At 58.6% G+C, this 13,144-nt stretch carries 9 protein-coding genes; 5 read left to right on the plus strand and 4 right to left on the minus strand.

The annotated features are described in order from the left end of the window. Positions 1-32 precede the first annotated feature (32 nt). Both Q8N00_14180 and Q8N00_14185 read right to left on the minus strand, forming a co-directional pair. Positions 33-1,661: a radical SAM protein gene (locus Q8N00_14180; protein MDP2383940.1), complete on the minus strand. Its 1,629-nt coding sequence runs from the start codon at positions 1,659-1,661 to the stop codon at positions 33-35. Between the two features lie 62 nt (positions 1,662-1,723). Beyond that, on the minus strand, positions 1,724-2,500 hold the full coding sequence (locus tag Q8N00_14185; GenBank protein ID MDP2383941.1) for a class I SAM-dependent methyltransferase: 777 nt from the start codon (positions 2,498-2,500) through the stop codon (positions 1,724-1,726). A gap of 324 nt (positions 2,501-2,824) precedes the next feature. On the opposite strand from Q8N00_14185, the gene Q8N00_14190 reads away from it, so the two are divergent. The 5 genes from Q8N00_14190 (at position 2,825) to uvrA (ending at position 10,389) form a co-directional block, all read left to right on the plus strand. Then, entirely contained in the window at positions 2,825-4,465 is a 1,641-nt protein-coding gene (locus Q8N00_14190; protein MDP2383942.1) for an acetolactate synthase large subunit, read from the plus strand. 106 nt (positions 4,466-4,571) lie between these two features. After that, entirely contained in the window at positions 4,572-5,537 is a 966-nt protein-coding gene (gene pdhA, locus Q8N00_14195) for a pyruvate dehydrogenase (acetyl-transferring) E1 component subunit alpha (GenBank protein MDP2383943.1), read from the plus strand. 7 nt (positions 5,538-5,544) lie between these two features. Continuing rightward, positions 5,545-6,513 (plus strand): pyruvate dehydrogenase complex E1 component subunit beta, encoded by a 969-nt coding sequence (locus Q8N00_14200; protein MDP2383944.1) that lies wholly within the window; start codon positions 5,545-5,547, stop codon positions 6,511-6,513. Between the two features lie 13 nt (positions 6,514-6,526). Continuing rightward, entirely contained in the window at positions 6,527-7,705 is a 1,179-nt protein-coding gene (locus Q8N00_14205) for a dihydrolipoamide acetyltransferase family protein (protein MDP2383945.1), read from the plus strand. A gap of 176 nt (positions 7,706-7,881) precedes the next feature. After that, positions 7,882-10,389, plus strand: coding sequence for an excinuclease ABC subunit UvrA (uvrA, locus tag Q8N00_14210; GenBank protein ID MDP2383946.1), 2,508 nt, complete (start codon positions 7,882-7,884; stop codon positions 10,387-10,389). A gap of 417 nt (positions 10,390-10,806) precedes the next feature. On the opposite strand, the gene Q8N00_14215 is transcribed toward uvrA, so the two are convergent. Both Q8N00_14215 and Q8N00_14220 read right to left on the minus strand, forming a co-directional pair. After that, the gene (locus Q8N00_14215) at positions 10,807-11,739 is read right to left on the minus strand and encodes a hypothetical protein (protein MDP2383947.1); all 933 of its coding nucleotides are present in this window, start codon (positions 11,737-11,739) and stop codon (positions 10,807-10,809) included. Positions 11,740-12,076: 337 nt separating this feature from the next. Further along, positions 12,077-12,997 (minus strand): hypothetical protein, encoded by a 921-nt coding sequence (locus Q8N00_14220; protein MDP2383948.1) that lies wholly within the window; start codon positions 12,995-12,997, stop codon positions 12,077-12,079. Positions 12,998-13,144 lie beyond the last annotated feature (147 nt).

Here is a 13,144-nt window from a genome sequence, read left to right on the forward strand (position 1 = left end):
GCAAGGCATCGAATGGGGTAGGTGAATGGGATTTAGACCCCCCGTGTGACCGTGGATTTACCGCCAGAGTCCTTTGCGGCACGAAGCGATTGTCGGGAACGGAGGATTTCTTCCAAGGAGAGGAGGGCGTCGCGTCCGGAGTTCCCTTCGATCCCTCGAATCAGGCTCTTGTCTGCATAAGGGCCTGATTCTTTTGGGGCTTGGGAGAGAGACCCCGTCCATTTCCTCGGGTCCTTGCTGCCATCTTTTCGTTCCCAGGCACGGAGGCAGGCCTTGGCGATGAACGAGTTCAGCGGCGCCGGGTTATAGAGGAGCTTTCTGATACTCGTCGGGGTCAGCATCAGAGGGTTATAGCCGGCCGAGAGATAGCCTTCTTCTAAGAGTCGTTCTTCAAGATCCGTGTTCGGCTGAATGCCTAAAAAGAACATGAGGGGGAACACGCGCTCTTCACCCAGGATCGAGGCGACTTTCTTATAGGACTCCACGCTTTGGAGTAGAGTCTCCTCGGTTTCTTTCGGGCTATTCAGCGAATAGTTGAGGATGACCTTCCCCTTGAACCCTGCTTCCGCCAGATAGCGGCAGCCGTCGTAGAGCTTCTCGAGCTTGAACCCCATGTGGAGGTCGTTCAGCACCTCTTGGGAACCGGACGTAATGGCGACTTCGAGATCGCCGACGCCGGACCGAACCATGAGTTTCGCCAATTCCGGGGTGATCAGCGAGGTCCGGATATAGCCGGACCATTCGATCTCCAGTTTCTCGGCGAGAATCCGCTCCAGAATCTCGGTACATTGGGGGTAGGCTTCTTTCCCGGTAATGAATTGGGCATCCGTGAACCAGAACCGCCTGGCACCCCATTGATGGTAATGCTGAGAGATATCCTGGACGACCATGGAGGGGGGCCGATAGCGCACCCGTTTTCCTTCAATATAAGGATACAGGCAGAAGGCGCAGTCGTAGGGACAGCCCCGTTTGGATTGAACGCCGATGGATTCACCAATATATTCTTTATATTGCGGGAAGATCGAAGTCAGATATGGCAAGTCGACGGTGAGCGCATCGAGGAGAGCCGGCGCGCCCTGCTGGCCCTTTCGAACGGTCTTTCCCTCCCGAACAATATAACGTTCGTTCTCTAGCGACTGGCCTTCGACTACCTTGAGGATGGCGTCTTCGCCTTCCCCGAGAATTCCGATCGTCCCTTCCGGGAGTTTCTGGATCAGTTGGTCGGCAAAAGCCGTAAAGGCTCCGCCGCCGATCATGATCTGCGCCTTCGGGAATTCCTTCGCGATCAACCAGGGGTAGGAGAGTGCCGCCCGGATATGACTGTAGTAGCGGTAGAGCTGTTGCAATCCCGCAAATGATGCGGTAATCCGCTTGAGCGGGTTGCTCGCAAAGTAGAAGTTGAACGCATGTTCCAGCGAGGAGTCTCCCTCATGCGGCGAAAAGATCTGAATGTCGCGCCATGAGAAACAGACGAGGTCCGGCTTGAACTCGGTAGCCGCATCACGGACCGCGCTGATCCGTTGAGCGTCGGGAAAGAGGGACAGGTCGAGAATGCGCTGCCGCACCTCCGGCTTGCGCCGATGGATAAAGTCAGCCAGATAGGTCACCCCGATGGGGTAGACCTTCTTGCAGGGGAGGAAAATGTAAAGAATTGAATTCATATTGCTATGAGCCATCAGCTACCAGCCGTCAGCTTTGATGCTGAAAGCTGACGGCTTCCTGGCTATTTTACCGCCACATGGATCGCCACGATCCCACCGGTCAGATTGTGATACTCCACCTGGCGAAAACCCGCATCGAGGAGTATCTGTTTCAGCCGTTCCTGGTCCGGGAAGTTCCTGATGGAAGCAGGAAGATATTCATAGACGCCGGTCGTGTCATGCGCCACTTTCGTGCCGATCCAAGGAAGCAGCCGGAACGAGTACCAATCGTACAGGGCCCGGAGCCATCCGAAGATCGGTCTGGAAAACTCCAGACAGACAAACCGTCCTCCCGGCTGCAGAATACGATGAATCTCCGTGACCGCCTGTTGAAGGTTTCCGACGTTTCTCATGCAGAATCCCGTCGTCACGGCATGGAACGTCGCATCGGGGAATCCTAGATGTTCGGCGTTAGCTTCGAGACAGGTGATTTTCTGTCCGAGGCCCCGGCTTGTGATTTTCTTTAGCCCCTCGACGAGCATGGCATGGTTCAAGTCTGAGGCAATGACGCGACCCTCGGCTCCCATGCGTGGTTCGATCAAGAGGGCCAGATCGGCTGTGCCGGCTCCCACGTCGAGTGCCCGGCCTCCCGCGGTCACCGGGACATAGGAGGCCGTTATGTTCTTCCACCGGTGGTGGAGCCCAAAACTTAACAGCGTGTTGTTCAGATCGTAGCAGCCGGCAATTGAGGTGAACATCCGCTGCACGGCCTGTTCACGCGCTGAACCGGTCCAGGTCGACACCGCTTGCGCGGGGGCCTGGGTCTTCGAGGAAGCAGAGGGATGTCCCGCTTGTACCATGGCAGCCGTGGTAGCACCTGCTTTCCCGATTTGTCAAGGTGACTGAACCGCTACGCTCTATTCTTGAGCCGATGAGCGGATCAATTGCCGGCACGAGCATGCGAACACGATATCAAGAATATCGGCGTCGGCATTCCGCACGATAAGACGGTCGCAGCCACATCAGCTACCTCGTCCGTCCCAAGATTTGTTTGTGCCGTGAAGTCTGTTTCGTAAGCGGCGCCTGCTTGATACAATCGTTGCAGGGTGGAGGTTGTAATGTAAGAAGACCGCGATTCTGACCGGTATGAATACACACGATGGTTGACGCTGAAAGGGGCTCCCATGAAGGCGGCAGAATTGCTGGTTCGGTGTTTAGAGAATGAAGGCGTCCAGTTTGTCTTTGGTGTGCCAGGCGAGGAAACGCTGGAACTGATGGATGCCTTTCTCGATTCCCGTATTCGATTTATCGAGACGCGGCATGAACAGGGGGCGGCCTTCATGGCCGACGTGTATGGACGACTAAGCGGGAAAGCGGGGGTGTGCCTCTCGACGCTGGGACCCGGCGCGACCAATCTGCTGACCGGCGTGGTTGATGCCAACCTGGATCGGACTCCGCTGGTCGCTCTCACCGGACAGGCGGCGTTGAATCGCCGCCACAAGGAATCGCACCAATATATTGATGTGATCTCGATGTTCAAGCCTGTCACCAAATGGAATGCCTCGATTCCGAAAGCGGAAGTGATTCCAGAAGCGATCCGGAAAGCCTTCAAGATTGCGCAGACAGAAAAGCCGGGGGCGACGCATGTGGAGCTTCCGGAAGATGTGGCAGATGAAGAGCTCGGCGATGCCGGCGGGATGATGCCGCTTGCCGTCCAGGCGGCGGTCACGCCCGAGCCGACCCCCGGACAGGTTGCAGAGGCGGTCCGGGTGATCGGCGCTGCGCAGCGTCCTGTGATCCTTGCCGGGAACGGCGTGATCCGTGGTGCCGCGTATGAGGCGGTGCGACAGTTTGCGCGGCGTGCGCAAATTCCCGTGTTCCACACCTTCATGGCCAAGGGGGTGCTTCCGGACAGCGATCCGCTGTCGCTGTACACGATCGGGCTTCAAGCGCGTGATTATGCCTCGGTCGTCATGGAGCAGGCGGATCTGGTGATTGCGTTGGGCTACGATTTCGTGGAATATGCGCCCTGTCTCTGGAACCCGCTCCATGACAAGCGGATCGTACATCTTGATGTGTCGCCGGCAGAGGTCGATGCCCATTACAGCGTCGAGGTGGATGTGCTGGGCGATCTCCGTCTTTCGCTGGCTCAGATCGGCGCGAGGCTGATCCCGTTCGATTCCCCATGGGCCAGTGAGGCCCGCAAGACCGTCATCGATGGGTTCGAAGCCGAGCTGGCCGGCGCGGCCTCCTGGCCGATGCGGCCGCAGCACATCATGCAGGACCTGCGCGCTGTGCTAGAGCCTGACGATCTGGTGATCTGTGACGTCGGCGCACATAAGCTTTGGATGGCCAGGATGTTCCCGTGCGAGGTTCCCAATTCCTGCATTATCTCAAACGGTTTTGCCGCGATGGGGATCGCCGTACCGGGTGCGATCGCCGCGAAGCTGTTGTATCCCGAACGGCGCGTGCTGGCGGTGACCGGAGACGGAGGTTTTCTCATGAACTCGCAGGAGCTGGAGACGGCGGTGCGTCTGGGTTTGCCGTTGGTCATCCTGGTCTGGCGGGACGATGGATACGGTGTGATCCGTTGGAAACAACAGGTGCGCTTCGGCCGGACCTCATCGGTGGACTTCGGCAATCCAGACCTCGTACGGTATGCGCAGAGTTTCGGCGCCGCCGGGTATCGCGTGACGGACCAATCAGAACTTCGACCCATACTCGTCGAAGCACTGAAGAGCACCCTGCCGGTGGTCATCGATTGTCCGGTCGACTATGCGGAGAATCTCAGGCTGACGGAACGTCTGAAGGCGCTTCCGCACTGAATTGGCGATCCTCTTCCCCTTCGCGAATCGGAGCGGGGCAGAGGTTCTACTCATGCGAGCCGATTCCGGTTGAGTCGGCTTTGATTCATTCTGCATAATGGTCGACATGGACAAATCCGACCTCTTCTCGCTCTATCGTCAGATGTTGCTGATCCGCCGCTTCGAAGAGAAATCGGCGGAGATGTACGCGCTGGCGAAGATCGCCGGCTTTCTCCATCTCTATATCGGTGAAGAAGCCATTGCGGTCGGGGCCATGGCGGCTCTTCGTCCGGACGATTATGCCATCAGTGCCTATCGGGACCACGGACATTGCCTGGCTCGGGGATCCGATCCTGGCCGGGTCATGGCCGAGCTGTTCGGCAAGGCCACCGGCCTCTGCAAAGGCAAGGGCGGATCGATGCATCTGGTAGATCTTCCGAACCGGTTCATGGGCGGTTATGCCATCGTCGGCGGCCACATCCCGCTCGCAACGGGCTTGGCCTTTGCCAGTAAGTATCAATCGCTCGACCCGGTCACGGTCTGTTTTTTCGGCGAAGGGGCGCTGCCGTGCGGGCAGGCACACGAGGCCTTCAACCTGGCCGCCTTGTGGAAACTGCCGGTGATCTTTATCTGCGAGAACAATCGCTACGGCATGGGCACTCCGTCCGAACGGGCAATCGCGCTGTATGCGGATGTGGCCGAGACTGCCCGCTCCTATGGCATCACGGCCGAATCAGTGGACGGTATGGATGTACTCGCGGTCCGCTCGGCGATGCAGCGGATCGTGGCGCAAGTTCGTGCGGGGCATGGGCCCTGGTTCATCGAGGCGACGACCTATCGGTTCATGGGCCACTCGATGGCCGACCCGGCGCATGGGCATTATCGAAGCAAAGAAGAAGTGGAAGCGTATCGCAAGCGCGATCCGCTGCTTGTATTGAAGAACACGATCGTCACAGAGAAGCTTGGCACTGAAGCCGAGTTCAAGCAGCTCGAACGGGAAATTCGGGACGTGGTGTCGGCAGCGGTGAAGTTTGCGGATGAAAGCCCGTTTCCCCATCCATCAGATTTACACGTCGACGTGTTGCAGGGGTAAAAGATCCATGGAGTTGTCGTATCGTGACGCCTTGAACCAGGCCATGCGCGAGGAGATGCGCCGGGACCAGCGGATCTTTTTGATCGGCGAAGAAGTCGCCTACTATCAGGGCGCCTTTAAGGTCAGCAAAGGGTTCGTCGAGGAATTCGGGCCGCAGCGCGTGATCGATACGCCCATCACCGAGGCCGGCTTTACCGGCCTGGCCATCGGGGCCGCGATGGCGGGGCTGCGTCCGATCGTGGAACTCATGACGATGAATTTCGGCATCGTGGCCCTCGATCAAATCGTCAACAACGCCGCCAAGATCCGCTACATGTCCGGGGGGCAACTCTCGGTGCCACTCGTGATCCGCGGTCCCGGCAGCGCGGCCCATCAGTTGGGAGCCCAGCATTCGCAAAGCCTGGAGGCCTGGTTCTGCCATGTGCCGGGGCTGAAAGTCATCGCGCCAGCCACACCGCACGATGCGAAAGGTCTACTCAAGAGCGCGATCCGCGACCCCGACCCGGTCATCTTCATCGAAGCGCAGCTGTTGTACAGCACGAAGGGCGAGGTGCAGGAAGGCGAATATACGATTCCCATCGGACTGGCCGACGTGAAACGGGTCGGAAATGACGTGACGATCGTCGCCTATTCGAAGATGCTGCTGCTGGCGCTGGAGGCTGCTGAGGCGTTAAGTCGTGAGGGTATTGAGGCCGAAGTGATCGATCCGCGTACCCTCAAACCGCTGGATCTCCCGACAATCGTGGCGTCGGTCAAAAAGACCGGCCGTCTGGTGATCGTGGAGGAAGGCTGGCATTTCTGTGGGCTGGGAGCGCAGATTGCCGAGAGTGTGTATTCGACGGCCTTCGACTATTTGGACGCGCCGATCCGGCGCGTCACCGGTGAAGATGTGCCCATGCCCTATTGTCGTTTGCTGGAAGATGCTGCGATTCCGGACCTGCCGCGCGTGATCGGGGCCGTTAAGTCTCTGCTGTAAAGAGAGGAGAACCATGGCAAGCCGCGTCGTAATGCCTAAACTCACGGACACGATGGAAGAGGGCGTGCTCATCGAATGGAAGAAGCGAGAAGGGGATGCCGTGCAGGCCGGAGAGGCTTTGGCTGAAATCGAAACGGACAAGGCGATTATGGACCTTGAGGCGTTCGCCTCCGGTATTCTCCGGAAGATTCTCGTGCAGAACGGGCAAACGGTGGAGTCCGGAACGCTGCTGGGCGTCATCGGCGAGGCGGATGAAGACATCACGGAGGCCCTGTCCGACAAGGCCATGGCCGCGCCCTCGATTGAGGCCAAGGCTCCTACTGCACCGACCGCTTCCCCCGGTAAACGACCAGCGACTCCGGAAGGAGCTCGCATCATCGCGTCTCCTCGTGCGAAGGTCATGGCTGCCGAACGGGGGATCGATCTCTCCACGGTGACCGGGACGGGCCCAGGCGGGCGCATCGTCGAAGATGATGTGGTGAAGGTGCCGGATTCCGTTGCGTCAGCCATGCCCCCTGGAACCGATCAGCCCCTGACCCAAATGCGGAAAGCCATCGCGCGGGCCACGGTGCAAAGCAAAGCGCCGGTGCCGCACTTCTATCTCACGCGAGAGATCGATATGGCGGCGGCGGAGCAGTTTCGCCAGCAGTTCAAGAAAGACAGGCAAGCCCATCCCTCAATTACCGATCTGTTGATCAAAGCCGTGGCGCTGGCGCTCCGCAAGCATCCTGAGTTAAATGCGTCCTATGTCGGCGAGGCGATCAGGCGGTATGAGCGCGTCGACATCGGCGTCGCGGTCGGTTTGGAGGACGGCCTGATCACGCCGGTCGTCCGCGATTGCGGCGCGAAGACATTGGACGCGATCTCGGCTGAATCCCGCGCGCTCATCGAGCGGGCCAAGCAGAAACGGCTGCAACCGCAGGAATACAGCGGCGCCACGTTCTCGATTTCCAATCTCGGTATGTTCGGGGTGGATAATTTTCTCGCCGTCCTGATCCCGCCGCAAGCCGCCTCGCTCGCTGTCGGTGCCGTTCGAGACGTGCCGGTCGTCGTTGCGGGCGTGGTGAAGGCCGGACGTAGAATGCAGGTGACGCTCTCGTGCGATCACAGGGCCATCGATGGGGTGAAGGGCGCGGAATTTCTGAAGGAGCTGAAACGCATCCTCGAACACCCGCAAGAACTCGCCGCTTAAGCGATGAAATCGTAGGAGCCGGCGTTGGGGTGGTTCCTCGTCACCCCGGACATCCTTCGCATCCATTACACGGTGGATCCCCGCGATACTTCTCGCGGCCAGGTCCCATCGAAAGCCGAAGGGGTTCGTGCACATCGGCCCGGACGTTCGTTCAGCCATGATATAATCCCGCGCCTATGAGCAATTCAATCATCATTAAAGGCGCGCGCGAGCATAACCTCAAGAACATCGACGTGACGATTCCGCGAGACCAACTCGTCGTGATCACGGGGCTGAGCGGGTCCGGCAAGTCGTCGCTGGCATTCGACACGATCTATGCCGAGGGACAACGGCGGTACGTCGAGTCGCTCTCGGCCTATGCGCGTCAGTTCCTCGAACAGATGGGGAAGCCGGACGTCGATTCCATCGAGGGGCTTTCGCCCGCTATCTCTATCGAGCAAAAGAGTACCAGCCACAATCCCCGATCCACGGTCGGCACGGTGACGGAAATTTACGACTATCTTCGTCTCCTGTACGCCAGGGTCGGACGGCCTTCCTGCTTTCAGTGCGGCGAGGAGATCACTGCGCAGACGGTGCAGCAGATGGTCGATGCGATCGGTCTGTTGCCGGAAGGGAGCAAGTTTCAGCTCTTGGCTCCTATCGTCCGCGGGAGGAAGGGCGAGTACCGTAAAGAACTGCTGGACATGCGCCGGGCCGGCTATGTCCGGGCCAGGGTCGATGGTCAGTTGGTCGATTTGGATGAGGACATCACGCTCGACAAACAAAAGAAACATCAGATCGAGATCGTGATCGATCGGCTGGTCATGAAACCAGGCGAGGCCTTGACGCGACGGTTGGCCGATTCGGTCGAGACCTCGTTGAAGCTCGCCGGTGGGCTGGTCGGAGTCCTGACGGAGAACGGGAAGGTCTCGCTCTATAGCGAGAAGCTCGCCTGTATCAGCTGTGGCGTGAGTTATCCGGAAATTACCCCGCGCGTCTTTTCGTTCAACAGTCCTCACGGAGCCTGCCCTGCCTGTGACGGCATCGGCTACGCGATGACACCCGGCTCGTCCGACGATGAAGATTTCACGTTGCTGGAACCCTGTGAGACCTGTAAGGGCGCGAGGCTGCGGCCTGAGAGCCTGTCGATCAAGGTGGCGAAACAGTCGATTGCCGAGGTCACACATCTCTCCGTGCGAGCGGCGGCCGACTTTTTCGGGTCGTTGAAATTCACCGAACGGGAACTGGTCATTGCCAATCGTATTTTGAAAGAGATTCGGGAACGGCTCGGGTTTCTGGTCAATGTCGGTTTGGATTACCTGACGTTGGATCGGGCGGCCGCCACCCTGTCCGGTGGAGAAGGTCAACGGATTAGACTTGCCACCCAGATCGGGTCCGGCCTTGTCGGTGTGCTCTATATCCTCGACGAGCCGTCGATCGGTCTCCATCAGCGGGATAATCGGCGCTTGCTCCAGACCCTGTTGCGCCTGCGAGATCTGGGTAATACGGTGGTGGTGGTGGAGCACGATGCCGAAACCATGATGGCGGCGGACCATCTGCTGGACATGGGGCCCGGTGCCGGTACGCAGGGCGGCCATGTCATTGCCCAAGGCACGCCGAAAGAAGTCATGAAGAACCCCGCGTCCCTGACGGGCCAGTATCTCCGCGGCACGCAGATGGTCAGCCTCCCCAGCCGCGAACGGAAGGCCAAGGGGATGTTGTCTATCGTGGGGGCGAAGAAACACAATCTCAAGGGGATGACCGCCAAGATTCCGCTCGGTCTGCTCACCTGCGTGACCGGTGTGTCGGGGTCCGGAAAGAGTACGTTGGTCTTAGAGGTCTTGTTCCATTCTCTCTCCCAGTTGCTCTATCACAAGAAACCGAAGATCGACGGCTGCAAGGAATTGTTGGGCGTCGAGGCGCTGGATAAAGTCATCGACATCGACCAGTCCCCGATCGGCCGGACTCCGCGTTCGAATCCTGCGACCTACACAGGTCTGTTCGGGTTTATCCGTGATCTGTATTCCAATCTGCCGGAGTCCCGCGTCCGGGGCTATAAGCCTGGCCGCTATAGTTTCAACGTGAAGGGTGGCCGTTGTGAAGCCTGCGAGGGCGACGGCTTGATCAAGATCGAGATGCATTTCCTGCCGGACGTCTACGTGACCTGCGAGGTCTGCAAGGGGCAACGGTACAACCGCGAGACGATGGAGATTCACCATAAGGGGAAGAGCATCGCCGACGTGTTGAACATGACGGTGGACGAGGCCGTGCAGTTCTTCGAACATATCCCCTTCATCAAACGGAAGCTCGACACCCTGCACGATGTCGGGCTGCATTATGTGAAGCTCGGCCAGTCCGCCACGACTCTGTCAGGGGGCGAGGCGCAACGGGTCAAACTCTCACGTGAACTGTCGAAGCGGCCGACCGGGCGGACGATGTACATTTTGGACGAACCGACGACCGGGCTGCATTTCGCAGATGTGCAACGGTTGTTGGACGTGTTGGATCGACTGGTCGAGGCGGGGAATACCGTGCTGGTGATCGAACATAACCTCGATGTGATTAAGAATGCCGATTGGATCATCGATCTCGGCCCAGAGGGCGGCGATCGAGGCGGCGAGATTGTGGCGGAAGGCCCGCCGAAAGAGATTGCCAAGTCGAAGCGGTCGTATACGGGACAGGTGCTGAAGGAGGCGGGGGTGTAGGAAGGGCGGATATTCCGGGAGTCGCCATCATGCGATGGGATAGGGTCTGCATCTGGTCCGTTACTGTTGGCCGCGTGCGACTCTAAAGCGCGATAAGAATCGCATGCCGTCGCACAGCGGCAGTCTCGTGGATGTTATCTCCCCGTGCCCGCTATGGCGACTCCCTCCATATCCATCCCTTCCACCCCCTGAGGAGCGGGAGAAAAAATCTAATGATCATGACGAAGTGCCGTTGTCCACGAGTTTGAGAGGTTCGAGTGTAAGGGGCAGGATTGAGTAATTCTGGTCTAGAAAAGCAAAGGAGAAGCACGAATGAACTTTCTCAAGTTTAGTCGTGTTGTCCTGGCGGGTTGGGGGAAGGCCTGCATGGCTGAGACGATGCGAGAACGCCGCTGAATGGTCTTTTTGAGCATCCCGCTAGAGATCGGTGAGTCGATCGTAGAGGTACAGCACGTCCAAAGTCAGGCGCGCGCCGAAGGTTGGGCCATAGTCCTTTTGGTTGATGAGGTCGTTCCAGGTCTCAAACGTTATGGCTGAGTAGCGAAACGCCGCCGTCGCGAACCGTTCTTCCAGGGAATTTCCGCGATGGTCGATGAACAAACCAGAATCCACCGTCAGGCCGACTTCGATCTCCCAGGGGGTGTCACAGTCTTTTCGCCGGTAGTTGCCAATCCCGACGGAGGCCTGTCCAAGGTAGGCATGGTCGGAGACCTGGTGAAATGCGGATCCGCTGAAGGGACGGCCGGCACGGGCCAAGGCGGAGAAGCGTATGTAGTCGGACAGTACGGGCACGAATTCCAGCAGAGACAATCGTCTGAAGCCTATCTGGGCATAGGGCTCATAGTAGAGGGAGCCTGCCGCTCCGCCGATCCCGTAAAAAAAGACATCGTCGCTCCCCAAGAGCCCTGTCCATTTCGTCAACGTGCCGCTGGTCATGAAGTCGATCGCCTCGCGGGTGGCGCCGACCGGCACTGGGGTCAGACCGCGGAATTTGTGCACGACATCGTTCTGGAGATACCGGCTAAAGCGGTCCTGTGTGGGGCCGGCTCCGACCGTGAGGTTGGCATTCCAGCCTTTGAACCGTTCCAGCCGTTCCGTCCAGCTCAGCGACCAAAAATTAAAACCAGCTGTTTGGGGTATGTCGTTATAGCGCTTGCCGGCTCCGTCGAACTCCGTGAAACGATCGGTGGTGAAGCCGAGCGCGATGGTGCGGTCGTGGTCGGGAAATGCGAGAGCGCCCCAGTGGGTGCTTTGCGCCGTCGCTTCAGCCCAACTGGGCTGAGTCCATCCAAGCAAGGCTACGATAGAGAGTGCAAGGTTCGCGATGATTTGTTTGTGGCAATGTAACATCCGACCATCCTGCACTGAAGTGAATCGGAGAGGCAACGGTTTTTTGCGGCGCGTCAGGATCGGCTCGTCATGGTGCAGACTGCGCCCCTTCCGTAATAGCAACAGGAGGGGAACTCAATTTGATACTGAATGGCGACGTCCCATAGAGGGCGAAGAAGAGGGATATGGTGTAGCGGGATGCTCAAAAAGGCCATCCAGCAAAGCCGCAGCGAGCTATCATTTAATAAGGGGTGGCTGGGATGATCCCTGCGCGCGTCCAACGAGGGTCTTCCGAGGCCGCGCGTTGCGCGAGCACGGGGACCGTCCCAGCCACCCCGACCCATTTTTCAGCATCCCGTTAGAAATCGGTGAGCCGATCGTAGAGATAGAGGACATCCAGGGTCACGCGTCCGCCGAAAGTTGGTCCGTAGTCCGTCTGGTTGATGGTATCGTTCCAGGTTTCAACTGTTAGGGCTGAGTAACGCAGTGCGATCGTCACGAACCGTTCATTGATGGAGTTCCCGCGAGGGTCCACGAACAGGCCTGAATCCGCGGTCAGTCCGATCTCGATTTCCCAAGGCACGTCGCAATCTTTGCGCCGGTAATTGCCGATGCCGACGGATACCTGCCCGAGATAGGAATGGTTGGCGACTTGGTGAAACGCAGCCCCGCTGAAGGGACGACCGTAACGGGCCAGCGCGGAGACGCGGACGTAGTCGGACAGCGAGGGGCCGACCCCCGGTAGAGACAATCGCCTCAAGCCGATTTGCACATAGGGTTCATAGTAGAGGGACCCTGCCGCTCCACCCACTCCGTAGAAAAAGACATCGTCGCTCCCCAAGAGCCCCGTCCATTTTGTTAATGTTCCGCTGACCATGAAGTCTGTCGCCTCGCGCGTGGCGCCGATCGGCACCCGGGTCTGACCGGTGAGCCTATGCGCGAAGTCGTTCTGGAACACGCGGCGAACTTTGTCTTGTGTCGGACCTGCTCCAACCGTCAGGTTGGCATTCCAGCCGTTGAGCTGTTCCAGCCGTTCCGTCCAACTCAGTGTCCCGAAATTAAAACTATCGGTTTGGCGTATGTCGTTAAAGCGCTGGCCCGATCCATTGAACTCCGTAAAGCTGTCGTTGGAGAATCCAAGCGTGAGGGTGCGGTCGTGATCGGGAAATGCGAGGGCGCCCCAATGCATGCTCTGCGCTGTGGCCTCTGCCCATGCTGGAGAGGTCCATCCTGGTAGGGTCAATAGGAATAGTGCAAAGGAGGCGGTGAGTCGTGTCAACGTCATACCCTGTATGGAGTCGAATGAGCGGCAATATAGCATGTTAGATTCGTCGTCGGCTGGTGCGATATCTTACAGCTGGCCGGCCTCTTTGCTAGAATGGCGCCGCGTCTGTGCGCAGATTGTTCGCGGACAGTTTCGTCGAAG

It is taken from the genome of Nitrospirota bacterium (assembly GCA_030684575.1).
GTDB lineage: Bacteria > Nitrospirota > Nitrospiria > Nitrospirales > Nitrospiraceae > Palsa-1315.

Excerpts from the sequence above, each read along its gene's own strand:
- pdhA (MDP2383943.1), top strand. The coding sequence starts at position 4,572 with ATGGACAAATCCGACCTCTTCTCGCTCTATCGTCAGATGTTGCTGATC.
- Q8N00_14200 (MDP2383944.1), top strand. The coding sequence starts at position 5,545 with ATGGAGTTGTCGTATCGTGACGCCTTGAACCAGGCCATGCGCGAGGAG.
- Q8N00_14180 (MDP2383940.1), bottom strand. The coding sequence starts at position 1,661 with ATGAATTCAATTCTTTACATTTTCCTCCCCTGCAAGAAGGTCTACCCC.
- Q8N00_14215 (MDP2383947.1), bottom strand. The coding sequence starts at position 11,739 with ATGTTACATTGCCACAAACAAATCATCGCGAACCTTGCACTCTCTATC.
- Q8N00_14185 (MDP2383941.1), bottom strand. The coding sequence starts at position 2,500 with ATGGTACAAGCGGGACATCCCTCTGCTTCCTCGAAGACCCAGGCCCCC.
- Q8N00_14190 (MDP2383942.1), top strand. The coding sequence starts at position 2,825 with ATGAAGGCGGCAGAATTGCTGGTTCGGTGTTTAGAGAATGAAGGCGTC.
- uvrA (MDP2383946.1), top strand. The coding sequence starts at position 7,882 with ATGAGCAATTCAATCATCATTAAAGGCGCGCGCGAGCATAACCTCAAG.
- Q8N00_14205 (MDP2383945.1), top strand. The coding sequence starts at position 6,527 with ATGGCAAGCCGCGTCGTAATGCCTAAACTCACGGACACGATGGAAGAG.